21 protein-coding genes are annotated in these 22056 nt (G+C 55.4%); 11 read left to right on the top strand and 10 right to left on the bottom strand.

The window, feature by feature from the left end; genetic code table 11:
* Window positions 1-101: 101 nt before the first annotated feature.
* Window positions 102-2309 (top strand): primosomal protein N', encoded by a 2208-nt coding sequence (locus tag ACVBEJ_RS11760; protein WP_447129825.1) that lies wholly within the window; start codon window positions 102-104, stop codon window positions 2307-2309.
* A 106-nt stretch (window positions 2310-2415) separates the two neighbouring features.
* Here ACVBEJ_RS11760 and lolB read toward each other — a convergent pair whose 3' ends face one another.
* On the bottom strand, window positions 2416-3003 hold the full coding sequence (gene lolB / locus ACVBEJ_RS11755; RefSeq protein ID WP_447129824.1) for a lipoprotein insertase outer membrane protein LolB: 588 nt from the start codon (window positions 3001-3003) through the stop codon (window positions 2416-2418).
* Window positions 3003-4808 (bottom strand): tetratricopeptide repeat protein, encoded by a 1806-nt coding sequence (locus ACVBEJ_RS11750; RefSeq protein ID WP_447129823.1) that lies wholly within the window; start codon window positions 4806-4808, stop codon window positions 3003-3005. Before ACVBEJ_RS11750 ends, lolB begins: the two co-directional genes overlap by 1 nt.
* 155 nt (window positions 4809-4963) lie before the next feature.
* Between ACVBEJ_RS11750 and hemA the strand changes: the two genes are divergently transcribed.
* The 3 genes from hemA to prmC all read left to right on the top strand — a co-directional run bounded on the left by hemA (window position 4964) and on the right by prmC (window position 8228).
* Window positions 4964-6235: a glutamyl-tRNA reductase gene (hemA, locus tag ACVBEJ_RS11745; protein WP_447129822.1), complete on the top strand. Its 1272-nt coding sequence runs from the start codon at window positions 4964-4966 to the stop codon at window positions 6233-6235.
* 72 nt (window positions 6236-6307) lie between these two features.
* Window positions 6308-7393, top strand: a complete 1086-nt coding sequence (gene prfA, locus ACVBEJ_RS11740; protein WP_447129821.1) for a peptide chain release factor 1 — start codon at window positions 6308-6310, stop codon at window positions 7391-7393.
* Between the two features lie 7 nt (window positions 7394-7400).
* On the top strand, window positions 7401-8228 hold the full coding sequence (gene prmC / locus ACVBEJ_RS11735) for a peptide chain release factor N(5)-glutamine methyltransferase (protein WP_447129820.1): 828 nt from the start codon (window positions 7401-7403) through the stop codon (window positions 8226-8228).
* Window positions 8229-8357: 129 nt separating this feature from the next.
* Here prmC and ACVBEJ_RS11730 read toward each other — a convergent pair whose 3' ends face one another.
* On the bottom strand, window positions 8358-9659 hold the full coding sequence (locus tag ACVBEJ_RS11730; RefSeq protein WP_447129819.1) for a DUF5690 family protein: 1302 nt from the start codon (window positions 9657-9659) through the stop codon (window positions 8358-8360).
* Window positions 9660-9817: 158 nt separating this feature from the next.
* On the opposite strand from ACVBEJ_RS11730, the gene ACVBEJ_RS11725 reads away from it, so the two are divergent.
* Window positions 9818-10042, top strand: coding sequence for a TM2 domain-containing protein (locus ACVBEJ_RS11725; protein WP_447129818.1), 225 nt, complete (start codon window positions 9818-9820; stop codon window positions 10040-10042).
* A gap of 234 nt (window positions 10043-10276) precedes the next feature.
* Here ACVBEJ_RS11725 and ACVBEJ_RS11720 read toward each other — a convergent pair whose 3' ends face one another.
* From ACVBEJ_RS11720 to relB, 3 genes are all read right to left on the bottom strand, one after another.
* Window positions 10277-10720: a hypothetical protein gene (locus ACVBEJ_RS11720; RefSeq protein WP_447129817.1), complete on the bottom strand. Its 444-nt coding sequence runs from the start codon at window positions 10718-10720 to the stop codon at window positions 10277-10279.
* A 163-nt stretch (window positions 10721-10883) separates the two neighbouring features.
* Window positions 10884-11150 carry a type II toxin-antitoxin system RelE family toxin gene (locus ACVBEJ_RS11715; protein ID WP_447129816.1) on the bottom strand — a complete coding sequence of 89 codons (267 nt, stop codon included), beginning with the start codon at window positions 11148-11150 and terminating at the stop codon, window positions 10884-10886.
* Window positions 11134-11346 carry a type II toxin-antitoxin system RelB family antitoxin gene (gene relB, locus ACVBEJ_RS11710; RefSeq protein ID WP_447129815.1) on the bottom strand — a complete coding sequence of 71 codons (213 nt, stop codon included), beginning with the start codon at window positions 11344-11346 and terminating at the stop codon, window positions 11134-11136. Before relB ends, ACVBEJ_RS11715 begins: the two co-directional genes overlap by 17 nt.
* Window positions 11347-11512: 166 nt before the next feature.
* Here relB and ACVBEJ_RS11705 point away from each other — a divergent pair, with 166 nt between their 5' ends.
* Entirely contained in the window at window positions 11513-12232 is a 720-nt protein-coding gene (locus ACVBEJ_RS11705) for a transposase (protein ID WP_447129814.1), read from the top strand.
* 89 nt (window positions 12233-12321) lie between these two features.
* Complete coding sequence (locus tag ACVBEJ_RS11700) at window positions 12322-12654, top strand: transposase (protein ID WP_447129813.1); 333 nt, start codon at window positions 12322-12324, stop codon at window positions 12652-12654.
* Window positions 12655-13277: 623 nt separating this feature from the next.
* On the opposite strand, the gene trhO is transcribed toward ACVBEJ_RS11700, so the two are convergent.
* The 3 genes from trhO to ACVBEJ_RS11685 all read right to left on the bottom strand — a co-directional run bounded on the left by trhO (window position 13278) and on the right by ACVBEJ_RS11685 (window position 16173).
* Entirely contained in the window at window positions 13278-14300 is a 1023-nt protein-coding gene (gene trhO / locus ACVBEJ_RS11695; protein WP_447129812.1) for an oxygen-dependent tRNA uridine(34) hydroxylase TrhO, read from the bottom strand.
* Window positions 14301-14482: 182 nt separating this feature from the next.
* Window positions 14483-14728 carry a GrxA family glutaredoxin gene (locus ACVBEJ_RS11690; protein ID WP_447129811.1) on the bottom strand — a complete coding sequence of 82 codons (246 nt, stop codon included), beginning with the start codon at window positions 14726-14728 and terminating at the stop codon, window positions 14483-14485.
* A 71-nt stretch (window positions 14729-14799) separates the two neighbouring features.
* A complete protein-coding gene (locus ACVBEJ_RS11685; protein WP_447129810.1) occupies window positions 14800-16173 on the bottom strand; it encodes an MATE family efflux transporter in 1374 nt (457 codons plus the stop codon).
* Window positions 16174-16338: 165 nt separating this feature from the next.
* On the opposite strand from ACVBEJ_RS11685, the gene ACVBEJ_RS11680 reads away from it, so the two are divergent.
* Together ACVBEJ_RS11680 and rhlB are read left to right on the top strand one after the other, a co-directional pair.
* Complete coding sequence (locus tag ACVBEJ_RS11680; RefSeq protein ID WP_447129809.1) at window positions 16339-16944, top strand: HvfX family Cu-binding RiPP maturation protein; 606 nt, start codon at window positions 16339-16341, stop codon at window positions 16942-16944.
* A gap of 343 nt (window positions 16945-17287) precedes the next feature.
* Window positions 17288-18601 (top strand): ATP-dependent RNA helicase RhlB, encoded by a 1314-nt coding sequence (gene rhlB / locus ACVBEJ_RS11675; protein ID WP_447129808.1) that lies wholly within the window; start codon window positions 17288-17290, stop codon window positions 18599-18601.
* Window positions 18602-18793: 192 nt separating this feature from the next.
* On the opposite strand, the gene cysZ is transcribed toward rhlB, so the two are convergent.
* Entirely contained in the window at window positions 18794-19597 is an 804-nt protein-coding gene (cysZ, locus tag ACVBEJ_RS11670; protein WP_447129807.1) for a sulfate transporter CysZ, read from the bottom strand.
* A 181-nt stretch (window positions 19598-19778) separates the two neighbouring features.
* Here cysZ and ACVBEJ_RS11665 point away from each other — a divergent pair, with 181 nt between their 5' ends.
* Window positions 19779-20540: a DUF748 domain-containing protein gene (locus tag ACVBEJ_RS11665; protein ID WP_447129806.1), complete on the top strand. Its 762-nt coding sequence runs from the start codon at window positions 19779-19781 to the stop codon at window positions 20538-20540.
* A 262-nt stretch (window positions 20541-20802) separates the two neighbouring features.
* A complete protein-coding gene (locus tag ACVBEJ_RS11660) occupies window positions 20803-22044 on the top strand; it encodes a thiamine pyrophosphate-dependent enzyme (protein WP_447129805.1) in 1242 nt (413 codons plus the stop codon).
* Window positions 22045-22056 lie beyond the last annotated feature (12 nt).

Here is a 22056-nt window from a genome sequence, read left to right as displayed (position 1 = left end):
CCGCCACCTGGTCGCGCAGACTCTGCTTGTATAACAGTCAGTCGCGCCGGGCACCGTATGCCTCTGTAAAAAAGGATCGCGGATACTACCCGTAAAGCTCAATGAATGCAACGTATTACCAAGTCGCTGTGCCATCTCCCCTGCGGCGCAGTTTCGATTATCTGCCGCCTGTGGAACACAACCGGCCTCTGCTTCCCGGGGTGCGGGTGCGGGTGCCCTTTGGTAACCGCCAGATGGTGGGTATGGTGGTGGGCCACAGTGACAACAGCGAGGTGGCCGCTGACAAACTCAAGGCCATTGCCGAGGTGCTGGATAAGCAGCCGCTGATCCCCTCTACGCTGTTCCAGTTGTTTCTGTGGGCCGCCAGCTATTATCAGCACCCTTTGGGGGAGGCTCTGGTAAATACCCTGCCGGTACTGCTGCGCAAGGGAGCGTCCGCGCCGGATAACCGGGAGCAGTGTTGGCGCCTTACCACCCTGGGCAAAGGCTTGCCCGCCGATGGTTTAAAACGGGCGCACCGTCAGCAGCAGCTTTTGCGGCTGTTGCAACAGCGGGGCAGCGTCAACCGCCTGGAGTTGGATGCCGAGGGTATTTCAAGGCCCGCTCTCAACAGCCTGGTGAAAAAGCAGTTGGTGGAAAGCGTTTTTCGCCAGCCGTCTGCCCCTGAACAACCGGAGGAAAATCTGCTCAGTGAAGCACCGTTGAGTTTGTATCCGGGCCAACAGGCGGCGATGGCACAGATTGAACTGCACGGCTACCACAGCTACCTGTTGGATGGCGAAACCGGCAGTGGCAAGACCGAAATTTATTTGCAGGTTATCGAAAAGGTGCTGCGCTATGGCCGTCAAGCCTTGGTTTTGGTGCCGGAAATCAGCCTGACGCCACAAACCGTCAAGCGCTTTCAGCAGCGCTTTAATCGCCCGCTGGCGGTGATGCACTCCGGCCTGACGGACCGCGAGCGCTTGCAGGCCTGGGAAATGGCGCGAACCGGCCAGGCTCCCATTGTGATTGGCACCCGCTCCGCCATATTCACGCCGCTGCAAAACCCCGGCGTGATTATTGTGGACGAAGAACATGACGCGTCGTTCAAGCAGCACGAAGGCTTTCGCTACCACGCCCGCGACCTGGCGGTGGTGCGCGCCCACCGTGAGCAGGTGCCGGTCATTCTGGGCAGCGCCACCCCTGCGCTGGAAAGCCTGAATAACTGCACCGCCGGGCGCTATCAACAGCTGGTGTTGAAGGGGCGGCCGGGTGCCGCCTGTGCTCCCGCCTGGCAGGTGCTGGATATTCGCAAGCAAAACCTCAGTGCGGGTTTCAGCTCTGAATTGGTAAGTGCTATTGGCGCTGAGCTGACAGCGGGCAATCAGGTACTGGTGTTTCTCAATCGGCGTGGCTTTTCGCCGGCGCTGATGTGCCACGATTGCGGTTGGAGCGCCGACTGCCACCGTTGCGACCTGCCCATGACGGTACATCGCGGCGACCACAAACTCTGGTGTCACCACTGCGATTTGCAGGCCCGTATCCCCGCCCAGTGCCCCAAGTGTTTCAGCAGCCAGTTACAGTATCTGGGCCAGGGCACGGAGCGCGGTGAACTGGAACTGGAAACCCTGTTCCCAAAATTCCCGGTGATTCGCGTAGACCGGGATACCACCCGGCGCAAAACCTCCATGCAGGAAGTGGTGCAAACCGTCAATAATGGCCAGCCCTGCGTGTTGGTGGGTACCCAGATTCTGGCCAAAGGGCACCACTTTCCGAATGTGACTCTGGTGGCGATTCTGGACGCCGATGGCGGTTTGTTCAGCGCGGATTTCCGCGCTGCCGAAAAAATGGGGCAATTGATTATCCAGGTGGCCGGGCGCGCAGGCCGTGGTGACAAACCGGGGCGGGTGATATTGCAAACCCACTGCAGCGACCACCCGCTGATTCAACAACTCACCGAGCGGGGCTACCCGGATTTCGCCCAACAGCTGCTGGCGGAACGTCGTGTTGCCGCTATGCCGCCCTTCACTTACATGGCTTTGCTGCGCGCAGAGGCCGCCAATATTGCCGAGGTAGAGGCTTTTTTACGGCAGGCGCGAAGCGCCGCAGAAGCGCTGCAACCGCCCAGCGACCGCTGCCGTTATCTGGGCCCTCTGCCTGCCCCCATGGAAAAGCGCAGTGGCCGCTATCGCTTTCAACTCAGTCTGATTTTTGAACAGCGCCCGCACTTGCAGCAATTGTTGAGTCGGTGGAGTGTGCAGCTGGAAGACCTGCCGGGGGCAAAGAAAGTGCGCTGGTCTCTGGATGTGGACCCGCAGGATATGGGTTAAACAGCAACGGGCTACGGGCTATGCGCAGTTCCAGCGTTATTGTCATCCTTCGCTGCGCTCAGGATGACAAGGCCAGACAGTCTGCCCGCAACCTGCAACCGGAAGCCTACTCAAACTCCCAGCGCTTAATGACCAACTTGAAGCTCAACTCCCCTTTGGTGCCCTCAATCCTCCCCGGCAGCAGCCAGTTACCGGATTGTCGGTAGCGGCTAAAAGCCAGTTGCCAACCGTTCTGATGCAATTGGCTCAGCAAACCCTGGGGGTCGTGGTTCTGGGTGGTGATGGTGGCGGTTGGGGCGGGGATGCCGCGTACCCAGTAGGTCAGGTCTTCGACAGCAAGCGGCACGCCCAGCAGGTCGCCGGTGAGTTGCTGGCTGTTGGCGGCGCTCAGGTGTTGATCACCTCGTCGCAAGGTCACCTGCCGTTCACTGCCTTCAATATAAGTGGTGCCAATACCAAAGATACCGCTCAGGCGTATTTGGTATTGCTGTTGCTGTTGCTGCCAGCGCAGGGCGGCGCTGCCAGATTCATCCGGGGAGCGAAACGCCAGTTTGCCGCTCAACTGCCACTGTTTCAGGTTGTGCAGTTGTTGCTGTACGTCACTGGGGAGGGAGCTGTTTTGAGGGGGCAGGTTGCTGCAGGCGGCCAGGCCGGTCAGCAGGGCGATAACAACAATGCGGCGAATGGCGGCCATCAGGGTTGATTGTGGCTCACCCGGGTGGCTCCCAGGCGCTCCATGGTTTCCACCACGTGCCGGGTGCCGGGTTTGTCTTTGTTGTCCGCCAGGCTCTGTTCCCAGATATCCAGTGCTTCGGTGCGCTGGCCCATTTGCCACAGCACTTCTCCCAGATGGGCTGCTACTTCCGGGTCGGGGTACAGTTCAAAAGCGCGGCGCAGGTAGGGCAGGGCTTCTTCCAGCCGTTGCAGGCGGAACAGTGCCCAGCCCATGCTGTCGAGAATGGCGGGGTTTTCCGGGTCCAGTTTCAGCGCTTTGCTCACCAGTTGATGAGCCTGGGTGTGGTCCGCAGGGTCGTCGCTGTTACTGAGGGAATAGCCCAGGGCATTGAGGGCCTCGGCACTGTCAGGTTGCAGGGCGAGCATCGCCCGCAAGTCTTTGTGGGAGTTGCTGCTGTCGCCCTGTTGTTCGTAGAGCATGGAGCGGCTGTAGAGCAAGTCGCTGTTTTCCGGGTGCTTGTCGAGGGCGGTATTGAGCAAGGCCAGCGCCCGCTCGTTGAACTGACTGCCCGCCAGAATGGAGGCAATTTCCTGGTAGATGCCTGCGGACTCTTTGGGGTTGAGGGCCAGTAGTTCTTCCACCAGTTGATTCAGCTCGTCATCTCGCCCGGTGGTTGCCAGCAGGCGGATTTGGGCGCTGATGGCATTGCTGTAGCGGTCACCTGCGGTTACTTGGCGGTAGTGTTCGATGGCGTCACTGAGGCGCTGCGCCTGTTCGTCGATACGGCCCAGCTGGTAGTGGGCGTTATCCTTGTATTCGGCGCTGTCCAGCAACTGTAGGAACAGGGGTTGCGCGTCCTGGTAGCGTTTTTGGGTGATGTTGAACATGGCCAGAGTGTGCACCAGGCGCAAATCGTCCGGGAATTGTTGCACCAGGCTGATCAGCTCGGCGCGGCTGCGGTCCACATCTTTTTCCGCCCATTGTTTCGACAGTTGCAGTCGCAGGCGTTTGCTTTCCGGGTATTGGGCGGCGCTCTGTTCCAGGTAACTCAGGTTGGCATCCAGACCCTCTTTTTCAAAAATGGCGGTGGCGATCAGCAGCAGGGCACTGTCCCGTTCAGTGTCCGGTTGTTGTACGGTACTGGCGCGAGCAATGGCGGCCTCATAGTTGGTATCCAGCAACAGCAGGCGGGCGTCCAGTAGTGCTACCAAAGGCTGGTCGGCAAGGTCCTGATACTGGTTGCCTGGTGCGGTCAATGTTTTTAGGGTGTTGTGTAACTGCTGGCGCTGCTCGGGCGTGGCTCCCGGCACCTGGCGGGCAATGGCGTAAGCGGCCTCTTTGTCGTCTGCGCGCAATGCCTGCAGTGCGTGAGGCAATGCTTTGGCAAGCTCACTGGTTTGGGCCAGGTAATAACCGGCTATGCGATTGGCGTCGGTATCCTGAGGTGCCACCTCCACCCACAACTGCGCCAGTTCCAACGCCTGTTGACCGGCGTTGAGCTGTACCGCCAGCCAGGTGGCAGTGGCCACCACGCCGGGGTCGCGGGTGGCAAACGCCTGTTTGCGGTAGCGGTTCAGTTGCAGGCCGTACTGTTGGTTGGCGCCGGCAAAGTCCGCCACCAACAGGTCGAACAGGGTTTCCGGTTTGAACGGTTTCAGCGGCGGTTTTGGTTTTGTGGCAGCTGTTGCTATTGGCGCTTCAATATCGTTGGTCACTTGCACATCGGCAGTTTGCGGCTGGCTGGCGCAGCCAGACAGGGCCAATAACAGGGCGGCGGGTAGTGCCGTAAAGCGGGTGCGTTTTGACTGAAAAAACGGGCTCATAATACTGCCTTGAAGAATATGAGGTTAATAGTGGCACGTTCTATGACCACTGTCACAGCCATTCGGCTCGGTTTTTGGCGGATTTGGTCTTTCCCCTTGTGTTTTTACACCGCAATCACCGAAAATTCACGGTTCCGCCGCCATACCGCCATGTTATGAATTTTCTCGCCCTGGGTATTAATCACCGCACCGCATCACTGGATGTGCGTGAGCGGGTGGCGTTTGCGCCCGAGCGCATGGTGGCTGCGCTGCAGCAGGCTCAGCAGGCGCTGGCCCTGGACGAGGTGGTGATATTGTCCACCTGCAACCGCACCGAGGTATACAGCGCCGGGCAGCAAAATGCCGATGGGTTGCTGGCGTGGTTTGCCGATTATCACGCCCTGACCCGTCAGCAGCTGGAGGATTGCCACTATCTTTACCGGGATGGTGATATGGCTCGCCACATGATGCGGGTGGCCTGCGGGCTGGATTCCATGGTGTTGGGCGAGCCGCAGATTCTCGGCCAGGTGAAGTCCGCCTTTGCGGTGGCCCAGGAAGCGGGTACGGTCAGTGGCCATCTCAATCAGATATTCCAGCAGGTGTTTTCGGTGGCCAAAAAAGTGCGTACCGAAACCGCCATTGGCGAAAGCCCGGTATCGGTGGCCTATGCCGCAGTGAGTTTGGGGCAGCAGATATTTTCCGATCTCAGCCGCGAACACGCGCTGTTGGTTGGCGCCGGTGACACCGTTGAACTGGTGGCGCGTCATCTGTCGGAAAAGGGTATTGGCGGTATCACCGTCGCCAATCGCACGGTTAGTCGGGCCGAGCAACTGGCGCAGCAATTCGGTGCTGACGCCATCCTGTTATCAGACATTCCCGACCATCTGCACCGCGCCGATATTGTGATTTCCTCCACCGCCAGCCAGCTGCCGATTCTCGGTAAAGGGGCGGTGGAATCGGCGCTGAAAAAACGCAAGCACCGCCCCATGTTTATGGTGGATATTGCCGTGCCCCGGGATATTGAGCCCCAGGTGGGCTCGCTCAGTGATGTTTACCTGTACACCGTGGATGACCTGCGGGAAGTGATTGATGAAAATATCCGCTCCCGGGAAAGCGCCGCTCAAAAGGCGGAGGAAATTATTGAACAGGGGGTTGAGCTGTGGCAGCGCCAGCTGCGTGGTCTGGATGCGGTGGATACCATACGCGCGGTGCGTACAGCCATGGAAAAACTGCGCGACGACGAATTGGACAAAGCCCTGAAAGCGTTACAGCGCGGCGACGACCCCCAGGACTTGTTGCGCCAGTTTGCCCGCAACCTCACCAATAAATTTCTTCATCAACCCACCAGTGGTTTAAAGCAGGCGGGGGAAGAAGGGCAGCAGGAACAGATTCGCCTGGTGGAGAAACTGTTTGGTGTTGGCGATAGGGATTTGAATAAAACGAAATAGAGTTCTGCAATTGCAGATTATTGTCATTCTTCGCTACGCTCAGAATGACGTGTTTAAGCAGTGTTAATAATCATGAAACAAAGCATTCTCGACAAACTGGAACACCTGATGGAACGCTACGAGGAAGTGGGTGTTTCCCTGGGCGACCCGGGTGTGATCGCGGACCAAAAGCAGTTCCAGGCCTTGAGCCGCGAATACGCCGAACTGGAACCGGTGGTTAAAAGTTACGGCCGCTATCAACAGGTGTTGGCGGATATCGACGAAGCCAAAACCATGCTCAAAGACGCCGACCCGGATATGCGGGAAATGGCCCAGGAGGAATTAAAACAGGGCGAGGCGGCGCTGGAACCCCTGGAAACCGAACTGCAAAAACTGCTGCTGCCCAAAGACCCCAACGACAACAAAAACGTATTCCTGGAAATTCGCGCTGGCACCGGCGGTGACGAGGCGGCAATTTTTTCCGGCGACCTGTTTCGTATGTACTCCCGCTACGCAGAATTACAGGGTTGGCGCATAGAAATGATCAGTGCCCGCGACGGCGACCACGGCGGCTTTAAAGAAGTGATCAGCCGCATCGTGGGTGCCGGAGCCTATTCCAGACTGAAATTTGAATCCGGCGCCCACCGGGTACAGCGGGTGCCGGAAACCGAATCCCAGGGGCGCATTCATACCTCCGCCTGCACCGTGGCGATACTGGCGGAAGCGGATGAGCTGGATGCCATTGAAATCAATCCGGCAGAGCTGCGCATAGACACCTTTCGCGCCTCCGGTGCAGGAGGTCAGCACGTCAACAAAACCGACTCCGCCATCCGCATTACCCACTTGCCGACCGGTTTGGTGGTGGAGTGTCAGGACGAGCGGTCGCAACACAAAAACAAGGCCAAGGCGCTGGCGCACCTGCAATCGCGCTTGCAGCAGGCCCAGGAAGACGCCGCCGTCAAAGAGCAATCCGACGCCCGCCGCCTGCTGGTGGGCAGTGGCGACCGCTCCGAGCGCATCCGCACCTACAACTACCCCCAGGGGCGGGTTACTGACCACCGTATCAACCTGACCCTGTACAAACTGGATGAAATTCTGCAGGGCAAGCTGGAAGAAGTGGTGCAGCCGCTGGTAACGGAATATCAGGCGGATCAACTGGCGGCGTTGGCAGGGGAGTAAAACACCCGTGACCCTGACTGAATCCCTGCGCTGGGCTGTGGATATCATTGCCTGTAGTGACAGCCCCCGGCTGGACGCAGAGGTGTTGCTCTGTCATGTGCTGGGGTGCGAGCGCAGTTATCTGTACACCTGGCCCGAGCGTGAGCTCAGTGATCAGCAATTGGGCGCTTTTCAAGATGCGGTGACGCGCCGTCAGCAGGGCGAGCCAGTGGCGCACATCACCGGCGAGCGGGAATTCTGGTCACTGCCTCTGCAGGTTACCCCCGACACATTGATTCCCCGTCCGGAAACCGAATTACTGGTAGAGGTCGCTCTGGATTTGCCATTGCCCACAGAGGCCCGTGTGTTGGACCTGGGTACGGGGACCGGGGCCATCGCTCTGGCGCTGGCATCAGAACGTGCCGCCTGGCAGGTGGATGCGGTGGATGTGGTCGCCGCTGCGGTGACGCTGGCTGCGCGTAACGGCATGCGGCTTAACCTGGATAACGTGCAGGTGTGGCAAAGCCGCTGGTTCGACTCAGTTGACGCGGGCGATTATCAGCTGATTATCAGCAACCCGCCCTATATCGACCCCGCTGACAGGCATCTGGATCAAGGTGATGTGCGTTTTGAGCCGCATTCTGCGCTGGTGGCAAAAGACGCTGGTCTGGCCGATATCCGAACCATTGTTGGCGCTGCTCCGGATCACTTGCAGCACGGTGGCTGGCTGCTGCTGGAACACGGCTACGATCAAGGCCAAGCGGTTCGTCAGCTGTTCCGTGACGGTGGCTTCGGCGGAGTGCAAACCCGCCGCGACCTGGCGGGCCATGAACGGGTTACTTTAGGGCACTTCTAAAAATGCACTATTTCCGCGATAGCGGCGTTGGCACCGTACTCGAGTCCTCATGTATGCCTTATACACTGCGGGTCTGCGTGCGCCGCCGCCTTGCTCTCACGAAAATATCACTATTTTTAGAAGTACCCTTTAGGCAGCCGCTGTTGAAGCGGATAAGTGGCCCTTTTGCAGCCTGTGCTTGTTGGCAAAGTAACACCAGGAGCCGGCGGTAAAAAATACCCCCAGCGCAGCCACTAGATAACTGGCGTAAACGATAAAGCTGTGCCACTGAATATCACTTTGCCCCAGATTCTTGTAAACCATAACGCCAACGCTGCCAAGGTAGCCAAACGAATCCGCCAGGTAGATCAGAAACCCCACATTGCCCACCTGTTTAAAGGTGGCGATCAGGCGCTCGAACAGCACACTGTTAAAGGGCACGTACGCCAGGTACAGGCCAAAGCCGTTAATCACCATCCAACTGATGGGCCCCAGATAACCGGCTTGATAGGCCAGGGTGGAGGCACCGCAACTGGCAAAGCCCAGCAGAATCAATCCGTGGTTTACCATCAGAGCGCGACTGTTGCTTTTAATCATCATCATGGCACCAATGATGGCCAACACCAGTACCGCGATAGGGACTTCTGTCAGGGTAAAAATAGAGGGAGAGCCGGTAAAGCCCAGCTCATCCCATATGTTGGCGGCAAAGTTGTCGCGCAAATCGCGGAAGATGGTCAGCAATATATAACCGCCGATCAACAGGCACAGGCCAGTGCTGAACTGGCTGAAAAATGCCCGGCGGGCAGCGGCGTCCATGGGCTCCCGGCGAGTGCGCTGGCGAATGTCATCGTCGTTGGGGGGTGGCAGTTGTTCCAGCAAATACACCGCCAGTAACAGCAGTGGCGTAAACAGCGCGGCGGTGGTTACCGGCATCCAGAATTCGTCCACTCCCCAGTTGAGCATCAGGTAACTGCCCACGGTTTTTACCACCCCGGAGGAAACAATAAAACTGGTGCAAAGCCCGGCAGCCAGCAGCTCGGTTACCTTGCGCCCCTCCAGATAACTGAATACATAGCCCCACACCATGCCCAGGGGAATGCCGTTTAAAAACATGCAGACGATATTCCAGGGGTGCGGCAGTACCGCGAACAGCAGCAGGGCGATACCGGCAATGGTGATCAGCGTCAAAATGCCCCTGGCGCGGTTGTCTCTGCCCTGTTCGGAAACCACTTTGATGCCGATAAATTTCGACAGCGCATAACCGGCTACCTGAGCCGACAAATACAGCACCTTGATGGATATACCCCAATACAGAATATCTTCGTACAGGCCAACAGCGATGGGTTTGCGGAAGGCGTACATACAAGAGTAAGTGCAAAAGGCCGCTACCATGGCAAACAGGCAAAAGCCGATGCCCTGGCCTTTGGCGGTAATTTTGGATAATTTGGTCATGGGATCGCTCAGTGAGATTGGTATACACCAAAGGGCGTATTTAAGCGGGCATTTGTGACTGTTTTGTTACAGGGGCGAGAACTCCAGCGCTGGAAACCTCGCTGTAGTGACAGTATGCTATGTGCACCCTAATATGGGGTTACATAAGGAGAATAACTATGTCTGATTCAGCTACAACAAAACGAATCCTGCCAGCGTTTCTGCTGTGCTTTTTTCTGGGGCCATTGGGGGCGCACCGTTTTTACGCGGGGAAAATAGGTACGGGCGTTTTGCACCTGCTGACCCTGGGTGCTTTTGGTATCTGGACGCTGATTGATTTTATTATGATTATTATCGGTTCTTTTACTGACAAAGAAGGCAATAAAATTACTGAGTGGACCTGATTGACTATTACCTGAATCCGTGATTTCAGAGTGAGTGTAGAGTGCAAGATATTGGTTTCACAGTGGAATTGAAAAATCTTAGCTTCACCCATCGGTTAAGTGGGTATTTTTCAAACCGCTGTGGAATCAAGAGCTTGTGCTATACGCCGCTCTGAAGTCACGGATTCAGGTATTACAAAAAGCCCCCACAATCAACGATTGCGGGGGCTTTTTTGTGGCGTAAATTTGTGGCCTTTAATCCAGCTCGCCAATGGCGCTTAAAACACTGTCCCGCAGGGATTCGATACTGCTGTTTACCTGGTTGTAAGATGCTTTGTTGTCCAGCTCGTCAGAGTACATTTGCCATTTGCTGTACAACTGCGTGGATTCTTCGTTGACGTTCTCCGGCATAAAGTAACGCAAGTCGCGCATGGCAATTACCTGTACCCAGCCGCGCTTGCGTGAGTTTTCCAACTCTGCGGCGGTCATGTCGTGGCGGGCATAACGCATGTGAATGGCCACCTCGTCCAACTCTGCCAGCCGTTCTATAAGGGCAAAGCCGGCGGTGCGCACGTTGCGGTTTTGTTCGGTGACTTCGTTGCGCCAGGTGTTGTACCCCAGGCTGGCAAGGGCAATGGTCAAACTGATCAGAGCCACTGAATTGCGGCGCACCTGCTGAAAAAAACTGTGGTAACTCATGGTGGGTAAGGTTATGGGTAAAAATTAAAGTACCCATCAGAGTCACAAGGGGGCGGTTGGTTCCCCTATAACCTCTCACTTTTAGCCGCTTTGCAGCGGCTTATCAGGGGGGCGCTGACGTGCCCCTGAATCGGCAGCTAAAAATAATGATGGGGAAGGGGGATTACGCGTAAACGTCTTTGCGGTGGCCGACGCGCAGTACCAGCACCACCAGTTTGTCGTCTTCGATATTACAGATCATGCGGTAATTGCGTACTCGGTAGCGCCACAAGCCGGCCAGGTCGCGGGCCAGTGGTTTACCAAAACGGCGGGGATCTTCTTCGGTGGCAATGCGCTTGCGGAAGTAGCGCAGAATCTCTTGCTGAGTCTGGCGGTCGAGCTTGCGCAGCTCTTTGGCGGCGGCATCGTCAAACTCAACGCTCCAGATCAAGGTCTTGCTCCATCTCGTCCAACGTCCAGCGCTTACCGGGGTTCTCCAGGCGGCCGATGGCCAGGTACTTGTCTTCCATATCGTCCAAGTGCTCCAGAATCGCCTCCTTAGCGTAGAATGTCTTGGTGCGACCCGTCTTGGTGGCGAGTTGGGTCAGGCGGTTCTCAATATCTTTGGGTAGTCGGATAGCCAGCATGGTAACCTCCAATGCTATACATGTAAGACATGTATAGCATAACAGTCATCGAGAGCAATGAGAACCCAGTGTGAAAAACGTTAAAGGGTCTTAAAAGGGGTCAGAGCCCTTTAAATTGATGCCTTCAGGTGCTATCCTTCCGTCAATCCCAATAAGAAGCCCTCCAATGCCTAGAAAACCCAGATTTTTCATTCCCGGAGTCCCGGTACATATTGTCCAGCGGGGCCACAGCCGTGATCCGGTATTTTTTGAAGATTCGGATTATGCAGCCTACCTGAGCTGGCTGGAGGAGGGGGCCAAACGCTACCATTGTGCGATTCACGCCTATGTCTTGATGACCAACCATGTTCATATTCTTGCAACCCCGCAGAATAAAGATTCCATTACCCGTATGATGCAGTACGTTGGCCGTCGTTATGTGCCCTATGTGAACCACACGTACGGCACCAGTGGTTCCATTTGGGAGGGGCGTTATAAGGCCAGTCTGGTGTCGGACGATGAATACCTGCTGACCTGTATGCGCTATATTGAACTGAATCCTGTGCGTGCCAATATGGTGAAATCACCTGCCTACTACCGCTGGTCGAGCTATCGTTGCAATGGGCAGGGAAGGGTTAATCCACTTGTCACTCACCATGGCTTGTATGCATCGTTGGGTAAGGCTCCGACAGAAAGGCAAACTGCCTACAAAGAACTATTCAAGGCCCATTTAGATAAAGATGTTCTGGAAGATATTCGTGCTGCCTGGCAAACTGGAACGCCGTTGGGTAGTGATCTTTTTAAGGAAAAGATTGAGAAAAAACTAGGCATGAAGGTTGGACAAGCGCGGCGAGGGCGGCCCGGTAAGGTTAAGGATGATGATGTGGGTGCTTTTAAAGGGCTCTGACCCCTTTAGTGTAAAGGGCTCTGACCCCTTTAGTGTAAAGGGCTCTGACCCCTTTAGTGTGCTGACCCCTTTAGTGTGTTCGTGCCAATATGGTGAAATCACCTGCCCACTACCGCTGGTCGAGCTATCGTTGCAATGGGCAGGGAAGGGGTAATCCACTTGTCACTCACCATGGCTTGTATGCATCGTTGGGTAAGGCTCCGACAGAAAGGCAAACTGCCTACAAAGAACTATTCAAGGCCCATTTAGATAAAGATGTTCTGGAAGATATTTGTGCTGCCTGGCAAACTGGAACGCCGTTGGGTAGTGATCTTTTTAAGGAAAAGATTGAGAAAAAACTAGGCATGAAGGTTGGACAAGCGCGGCGAGGGCGGCCCGGTAAGGTTAAGGATGATGATGTGGGTGCTTTTAAAGGGCTCTGACCCCTTTAGTGAGGCCGCTTCGCGGAATCAGGTTCATCAGACCGGCGCAGTGGCCAACAAGCGGAGCGCGTTAGCTTCGATTTGGTGACACAGAATTTTGAACACCCTCTATTATTGGAAAGCAATTTTAGGTAGAGCGGCTTATTCAGATTTTTCTAATATAAATATAAATGACTCAAGTCAAGTTGAAAATAAATTAAAAAAAGATGTTGGGGGTGACGATAATTTGACAGATGAGCTGGCGGATAAGCTAGTAAATAAATACCAGATATTGGCTTATTATCCAGATGACGACACGGGATTTTCTGCTACAGTTTTTAAGGATAGGAATACTGGAGAAGTGGTCTTTGCTTTTAGGGGAACTGTTCCAGGGACTGTGGATGGATTTATAGATGACTTGCTTGTGACAGATGTTGCAGGAATAGTTTCTAAGGGTTTCGCATTTGATCAATTGCCAAAGTTATTTAACTTTGTAATTAGTGCAATAACACCTGCTGGCGACATGGTGGATCAAATTAGAATTGACGAGAATGATTTATACGTCGTTGATAAGATAGAAAATTTAGGTGTGCACGCCGGAGTGTTGTCTAATGAACACTACCCTTGTAAAAAGGCGCAAGGGATTAGCGATTCAACGCTTGCCGATCTTTGGTGCTCTGCAAAACTTTGGCGGCTTTTTTGGCGGCTTTGCGGGCCTCGATCAGTTTGGCCGCATCGCCGCCCACATGCACTTCGCGGCGCTGCCTGGCCAGCTGAATCTGTTTTTCCCGCTCCGCATAGCGGGCTTTGTCGGCAACAGAGGTTTTGTCGTAACAGTGCGGGCAGCTGACTCCGCGCTGGTACTTGTCGCTCTGTTGATCCGCTTTGGTAATGGGCATGCGGCAGGCATTGCACTGGTCGTATTGGCCCCGCTCCAGATGGTGATTAACGGTTACGCGCTCGTCAAACACAAAGCACTCGCCTTCCCACAATGTGTTTTCAGCGGGCACGTCTTCCAGGTATTTGAGAATCCCCCCCTGCAGGTGGTACACCTCGTCAAAGCCTTGCTCTTTCATATAGGCGGTAGATTTTTCACAACGAATGCCGCCGGTGCAGAACATGGCGACTTTTTTGTGTACCGCCGGGTCCATGTTGTCTTTGACGTACTGGGGGAATTCCCGAAAGCTGGTGGTGTTGGGGTTGATGGCGTTTTTAAAGGTGCCCACCTGGTATTCGTAGTCGTTGCGGGTGTCTACCAGTACCACATCCGGGTCGCTGATCAGTGCGTTCCAGTCTTGCGGTTTCACGTAGGTGCCCACCACTTTTTTCGGGTCTACGCCCTCGACGCCCATGGTAACGATTTCTTTTTTGAGTTTTACTTTGGTACGCAGAAAGGGTTTGTTGTCGGCGCAGGATTCCTTGTAATCAATGCCTGCCAGGTTTGGCTGCTGTTGCAGCCAGTGCAGCAGGGCGTCGATGCCTTTGCGGGAACCGGCAACGGTGCCGTTAATGCCTTCTCGAGCCAGTAGCAAGGTGCCGCATATGCGGTTAGCTTCCATGGTGGCCAGTAGCGGCTCACGGAGTTGTTGGTAGTTTTCCAGAGTAACGAATTTGTACATCGCGCAGACGACATACCGGCCAGAACTGGCCGCTTGCGGGGTAGTCATGTTGTTGCCTCTTGCGGGCCGGAGCGTAAATCCGGAGCATGGGTTTCAAGTAAAATGTTGAGGCGCGGGATTTTATAGCAGATGCTCCGTCATTGCGAGGAGCGCAGCGACGCGGCAAACTCCATAAAGATGCTGCCACACTGGATAAGATTGCCGCGTCGCTGCGTTCCTTGCAATGACGCTCAAGCCGCCAGGTGCCTCTGCAAGGCTTCATAACCACCGATGTACTCGGTGCCATGAAAAATCTGTGGCACGGTGTTTACCGGTTGGCCAATGGTTTTTGACAGGTCGGCTTTGCTGATGCCCTCCTGGTGAATGTCCACATAGCGGTAGGGCAGGTTTTTTTGCTCCATCACCGCTTTTGCCTGGCGACAGAAGCCGCATGCCTGGTGGCCGAAAATGGTGTAGCGGGCGTTGTTGGTGCTCATCATCAATTCCTCAACAGGTGGTCAGATGTATGCACTGTAGCCATCGGCTGTGATTAAAACTATTTAATTGATTAAATGGCGTTGATAGTTTTTTGTTTGCCTTGTCGCCAAACCATGGCCATCAGGCACAGGGCTGAAACACTCAGAGCCACCGCCGCCCCCACCCAAAAGCCGCTTACCCCCATGGCCGGCCGCCAGAAATCGGTCATTGCCAGGCTGTAGGCAAGGGGGAAGCCCACCACCCAGAAGGCAATAAATTGCACAACCATCGGCGCCTTGGTGATTTTATAACCGCGCAGAGCGCTCATGGCTGCCACGGCAATGGCATCGGAAAAACGGTAAATGGCGGCAATCAGCAGCAGCTCTACCGCAATGGCCTGCACCGCCGGGTCGTCGTTGAAAAAGGCGGCAATGGACTCCGGGAACAGCAAATAAACAGCCACTTGCAGGCAGGCAATGGCCGCAATTAACGTTAGCCCGGTACGGCAGCTGAGCCAGGCCTTGCTGTTGTCTTCGGCCCCCATATGCTGGGCAATAGCCACCGTCAATGCCTGGCCGATGCCCAGGGAAACAACAAACATCAGGCCATCGAATTGATGGGCAATACTGTGGCCTGACAAAACATCTGTTCCCAGGCTGGCAATAAGCAGCGGGATAATGCCGAAAAAACTGAATTCAAACAGAATGCCTACGGAAATGGGCAGCCCCAGCCGCAGAATGTCGCCGATGGCTTTTAATTGCGGCCTGGCCAACTGGCTAAACAGCTTTAACGTGCGGGTGACACGGCTGCGCTGCAACCACAGGGCGAACGCCAGCACCTGAAAAGTGACTACGATCAACGTGGCCCAGCCACAGCCGACCCCTCCCAGCCTGGGCAGCCCCCAGTGGCCAAACACCAGGGCGTAATCCAACAGGATGTTCAGCAACAACCCGGTGATATTCACCACCATGACTGCTCGCGGCAGGCTTACCGCCTCCAGGGTGGTGCGCAGCCAGAACATCAGGTGAAAACCAAACACCGCGGCGATCATGGGCAACATGTAGCCGCGGGCAATGGCCACCACCTGTGGCTCCGCCCCCAACTGGCCCACCAGCCACAGGCCGCCGGACATGGACGCACTGGCGATCAACCCCAGTGGCAGTGCGAGCCACAAACACTGGTGGAATTGGTGGCGCAGGGCGCGGTGGTCAGCGGCGCCAAAGTGGTGACCGATCAGGGGTGCATTGGCAAACAAAATGCCCCCCAAAATCAGAAATACAAAAATGGTAATGCTGTTGCCCAGGGTCACTCCGGCCAGGTCGTCCACACTGGCCTGGCCCGCCATAAACACATCGGTGAGTCCCATACCCACAGTTGCCGCCTGACCAATTACCAGGGGCAGTGCGAAGCGAAACAGGCGAACAGTTTCGTTGATAAACAGGCGGTAGGTTGGGGGCTGTTGCATGGTATTTGCTGGCAAAATTTGCGCGTCCAGAAGAGCGCCGAAGCATAGCGCCAAACGGGAATTACAGCCATGGCAAACAACCGTTGGCTGGGAAAAATTCTCGGAGCAGGGAATTATTTGCCCACTTCAGCCTCAAAGGGGGCGCAAATTTTCTGGAGAACAACAATGAATAAACTATTTGGCCTGCACAATGGCTTTATGAATGGTGTGAGTAAAGCAGACTTTTTGGCACCGCTGCTGTTTCGGGTATACCTGGCCCCCATTATGATTATGGCTGGCTGGGGCAAACTCAAAAATTTTGAGGATACCGCTGCCTGGTTTGGTAACCCGGATTGGGGTTTGGGCATGCCCATGCCCGAAGTGATGACCGCCCTGGCCGGTGGCTCCGAATTTGTTGGCGGCATTTTATTGCTGATTGGCCTCGCTACGCGGATAGTGACTATCCCTCTGATGATCGCCATGTTAGTGGCCGCAGTTACCGCTCACTGGCAGTACGGTTGGCACGCCCTGCCGGAATCCACCCTGACTATGCCCTGGGAGTGGCGCACAGACCTGATTGATGAAGCCGGGGACATTAAAAGTGCCGCCAAGTCCATTCTCAAGAAGCACGGCAACTACAGCTGGCTAACCAGTGCAGGCTCTATCACCATTCTGAAAAATGGTATCGAATTTGCCGCCACCTACTTCATTATGTTGTTGAGTTTGTTGTTTACTGGCGGTGGTCGTTACGTCAGTGTTGACTACTGGCTGTGCCGCAAGTGCAGCAAGTAATGCACGGATAGATTGAAAGCCGCCTTCGGGCGGCTTTTTTCGTAGTGCATCGCGAAAAGTACGGCGATTGAAGCCTGCCCTGTCTCCCCGTTGCCCGCTGCTCGACGCCCGTAGCACACACTGCCTGCATTCCTGCTATAATCCGCCGCCTCGCCAATTGGCTAATGGGCACTCCTAAAAATGCACTATTTCCGCGATAGCGGCGTTGGCGTCGTACTCGAGTCCTCATGTATGCCTTATACACTGCGGGTCTGCGTGCGCCGCCGCCTTGCTCTCACGAAAATATCACTATTTTTAGAAGTGCCCTAATTTTTAAACAGTTCTCTTTTGAGCAATACATTTTATGTCCCAAGACAATCAAGCCGAAGCCGCACCCAAGGGCTCAGACTCCAAACGCCGCTCCCCCAACCGGCGTCGCCGTCGTTCAGGCGGCAATCGCAATGCCTCAAAAGCCTGGAGCCTGTCCCAGTTTGAAGTGGCTCCGGAGGCGGGCAAATTGCGCTTTCACGACCTCAATCTGGAGCTGCCGTTGATGCACGGCATCGCCAATGTGGGCTTTAAATACGCCTCGCCCATTCAGGCGCAATCGCTGCCCCATACCCTGTGTGGTCACGATGTGGTGGGCAAGGCACAAACCGGCACCGGCAAAACCGCTGCCTTTCTGGTCACCATTATTGATGACCTGCTGAAAAACCCGATTCCCGACGACGAACGCTACGCCGGTGAGCCCCGCGCCCTGATCATCGCCCCCACCCGGGAGCTGGTCATGCAGATTGCCGACGACGCCCTGGCACTTTGCAGGCACACCGATCTGACCATTCACACTCTGGTGGGTGGTATGGATTACGGCAAACAACAGAAGAAGCTACATGAGCGACTGGCGGATATTCTGGTGGCCACGCCGGGCAGACTGATCGACTTTGCCGGCAGTCGCGATGTGTATCTCGATCAGGTGGAAATTCTGGTAATCGACGAAGCCGACCGCATGCTGGATATGGGCTTTATCCCCCAGGTGCGTCGCATCGTGCGCCAGACGCCGAAAAAAGATTACCGCCAAACCCTGCTGTTTAGCGCCACCTTTACCCCGGAAGTGATGTCGCTTTCTGAGCAGTGGACGCAACAGCCGGTGATGGTGGAAATTGAGCCGGAACACGCCGCAGCGGATACCGTAGACCAAAAGGTGTATATCACCGCCACGGAAGACAAGTTCGCCCTGCTGGACAACATTATCAAACAGGATAATGTGGACAGCATTATTGTCTTCGCCAATCGCCGCGACCAGTGCCGCCGCCTGCAGGAGCGCCTGCAGAAAAAGGGTTTTCAGGTTGGCCTGCTATCCGGTGACGTGCCGCAAAACAAGCGGGTTCGCACCCTGGAAGACTTTAAATCCGGCAAGCTCAAAGTGTTGGTGGCCACCGATGTGGCGGGCCGTGGTATTCACGTAGATGGTATCAGCCACGTGGTGAACTTCACCCTGCCGGAAGAACCGGAAGACTACATCCACCGCATAGGCCGTACCGGTCGCGCCGGAAAATCCGGCACCTCTATCAGTTTCGCCTGTGAAGACGATGCGTTTTTGCTGGAGCCGATTCAGCAATTGCTCGGTGAGGACAACAAACTCACCTGCGAACAGCCGCCGGAGGAACTGCTCGCCTGACGGCTCGTGCACGCCCAACCAATAACGGCCACTCGATTGAGTGGCCGTTATTGGTTGGGCTTCGGGTTTCGGGCTCCGAGCAGTGTGGCAGTTACCTGTCATTCTGAGCGCAGCGAAGAATCTCGCAGTGCATAAAATACGGAGATCCTTCGCTGCGCTCAGGATGACGCAACCCGCGGCTCGTAGCCGTAGCTATTGTAGCCCGCCGCCCGAAGCTCGCTGTCCGTCGCCGAATTTATCAACCCACATCGCCGTTCCCGCTGCTACCGCCGCAGGTGCAACCACAATATTTAACAGCGGTATTGACGTAGCCGCCAATGCTGACGCGCCAAACCCCAAACAGCTATTGCGCTGTTGGCGGCATTCTTTTAGCAGTGTGGGGAAGCTCTGTTCGTTGTTGTCTGAGCAGTAGTCCAGGTATTCCAGGGACAGGGACCAGGAGCCCCACAGAAAGCTGATAATCGAGCCCACAAAGCCCAGTGGGGTAAACAGCAGTATTAATGCCGCCAGGCCCACGCCAATTGCGCGGGGCAGGGTGTAGGCGAGCATGGTAAAGGTGCGTTTGATGGCGCTGATGGCAATTTCAGTGGCGCGCTTAAAGGTCATGCCGCGCTCGTCCACTTTGCCAGTGAGCACTTCCTCTACCCGTTCTGCCAGCAAACCGTAGAACGGGGTGCCAATCAGGTTGCTGCACAGGGTGAAGCTGTAGGCGTAAATAATCAGCAACAGCACCACAAAGGCGGCCCACAGCAGCCAGCTGAGAATATCAAAAAACCATTGAATCCAGCTGGGCCAGCCATTTAGCCAGCCGTCCATCCAGGCCATTGCCACTTCAAAGTAGCCCACGGCCAGGGTGGTCAGCCACACAAACAGCAGTATGTTGATCAATACAGGCACTATGGCGAACAGGCGAATACGTTTGTGGCCCAGCAGTTTCAGGCCTTTTAACAAATAGCCGGGGCCGGAGAGGGTGGAGCCGATGGCGTTGGTAACCATAGTTTTACAGAGTCCGGTGTTAAATGGTGGTTTAAGGGGTTAGAGTAGGGCGCTAGTTTCTACTGTCATCCTGAGCGGAACGAAGGATCTCGAACTTGATTAAATACAGAGATTCTTCGCTACGCTCAGAATGACGTGTTCCTTTAATGGGCAAGGCCTGAATTGTAAAGGAGATTAAGCCATGAAGTGGATTTTTCGAATTCTGATTGTTTTGGTGGTGTTGGCGATTGTTGCCGGTGTTGTGGTGGTTAGCAAGGTGGACACCCTGGTGACTGAAGCGGTGGAAACTGTGGCACCGGAATACACCCAATCGCAGGTAACGTTGGGGGGTGTGGATTTGTCGCTGCTGTCCGGCGATATGGCGCTGGCGGATTTGAACGTGGGCAACCCGGCGGGCTTCTCCCAGCCCAATGCTTTCACCCTGGGTGAAATCGCTGTGGATGTGGACCTCAACAGTGTGACCACAGATACCATTATTGTGAACAGCATTGAGGTGCTGGCACCGGCGGTGTTCTTTGAACAAACCGCAGCGGGCACCAACCTGCAAACCCTGCAACGCAATATCGAAAAGGCCGTGGGGCCCAGCAGTGATTCGTCCGACGATTCCGGCAGTACCAAAAAGTTGATTATTCGCGACTTCAAAGTAACCGATGGGTTGATCTCGGTGACCAGCCAATTGTTGGGTGACGAGTCGCTGGATGTGCAGCTGCCCAATATCCACCTCACCGGTATCGGTGAAAAAAGCAACGGCGCTACCGCCGCTGAAGTGACCGAAATACTGCTTGGTGAACTCACCAGCCGGGCCAAAACAGCGGTGCTGGAGTCCGGCAAGCTGGGCGAGCTGAAGTCACAGGCGAAAGAAAAACTGGACGGTAAAAAGCAGGAACTGAAAGACAAGGTGGACGATAAGCTCAAAGACAAATTGAAGGGTTTTATTAAATAATCCTCCACATTAGTGGATATTCAATTTAATTTTGTCGAGTTCACTGCACCCGGAAAAATTAACCTGCAGCACTACCAGTGATGCCCCTCGGTAGCAGTTCGCTTTTGCCGTTATTGAATATTTTTGTCCGAATTGACCAAAAGTTAGACCTTTTTGACCTGTGGCTGTCTATTTTTTCCCCAGATTTGCGGTTTACTCCGGGGTGGCTGGGGGAGAATAATTAACTCCCTCGATTTTTTGTCACCACAGGTAGGCCGCTTTTATGGGTAATCGCAGTAAAAACCGACTTCACATTCCAGACGCGCCTTTCCGTCCGGGTGACAAACCGGACTTTTCCCACCTGGATATCGGCGTTGCTGGTTCCGTAGAACGCCCCCCCTGCGACAGCAAACCCATGGATATTCGCGACCTGGCCTACAATCTGGTGCGAGTGCTGGATGATGATGGTGTCGCCCACGGCCAGTGGAACCCCAATTTAAGCCCGGATGTTTTGCGCGATGGCTTGCGCGCCATGTTACTGACCCGCAAATACGACGAGCGCATGTTTCGCATGCAGCGCCAGGCGAAGATGTCGTTTTACCTGAAGTGCACCGGCGAAGAAGCGGTGGCGGTGGCGTCTACCATGGCGCTGCAACCGGCGGATATGCTGTTTCCCACCTACCGTCAGCAGGGCGCGTTTATTGCCCGTGGTGCCGATCTGTTCCGGGATATGATGTGCCAGGTGATGAACAATGAGCTGGACCCGATGCAGGGCAAGCAGTTGCCCATTAAATACTCCTCTGCTGAAAAAGGCTTTTTCTCCATCTCCGGGCCACTGACTACGCACTTCCCGCAGGCGGTGGGCTGGGCCATGGCCTCTGCCTATAAAGGCGAAGACCACATTGCCCTGGCCTGGACCGGCGATGGTTCTACGGCAGAAGGGGATTTTCACTACGCCCTGCAATTTGCCGCCACCTACCGCGCCCCTTGCATTCTGACGGTGGTCAACAACCAGTGGGCCATATCCTCGCCGCAGACCATTGCCGGTGGCGAAAACACCACCTTTGCCGCTCGCGGTATCGGCTACGGCCTGCCGGCTCTGCGGGTGGACGGCAACGATTTTCTGGCGGTGTACGCCGCTACCCGGTGGGCCGCCGAACGCGCCCGCGCCGGTTTGGGGGCCACCCTGATTGAGCTTTATACCTACCGTGTGGAAGGCCATTCCACCAGCGACGATCCCACAGGCTACCGGCCCCGCAACGAACCGGAACACTGGCCCCTGGGTGACCCTTTGGAACGGCTCAAAGATCACCTGATTCAACTGGGGGAATGGAGCCAGCAACAGCACGATGAGCTGGCGCAAGAGCTGCAAGACTACGTGACCGAATGCTGGCAGAAGGTGGACGCCATGGGCAATATCAACGACCCGGAATACGCCCATATTCACAGCGCCGCCCTGTTCGAGCAGGTGTATAAAGACATGCCACCGCACCTGCGCAAACAACGCCAGCAACTGGGTCGATAGGGGGACACACTT

The sequence above is a fragment of the Porticoccus sp. GXU_MW_L64 genome, from assembly GCF_052983295.1.
Note: the sequence above shows the minus strand (reverse complement) of the source record. Positions and strands in the feature narration are given on the sequence as shown.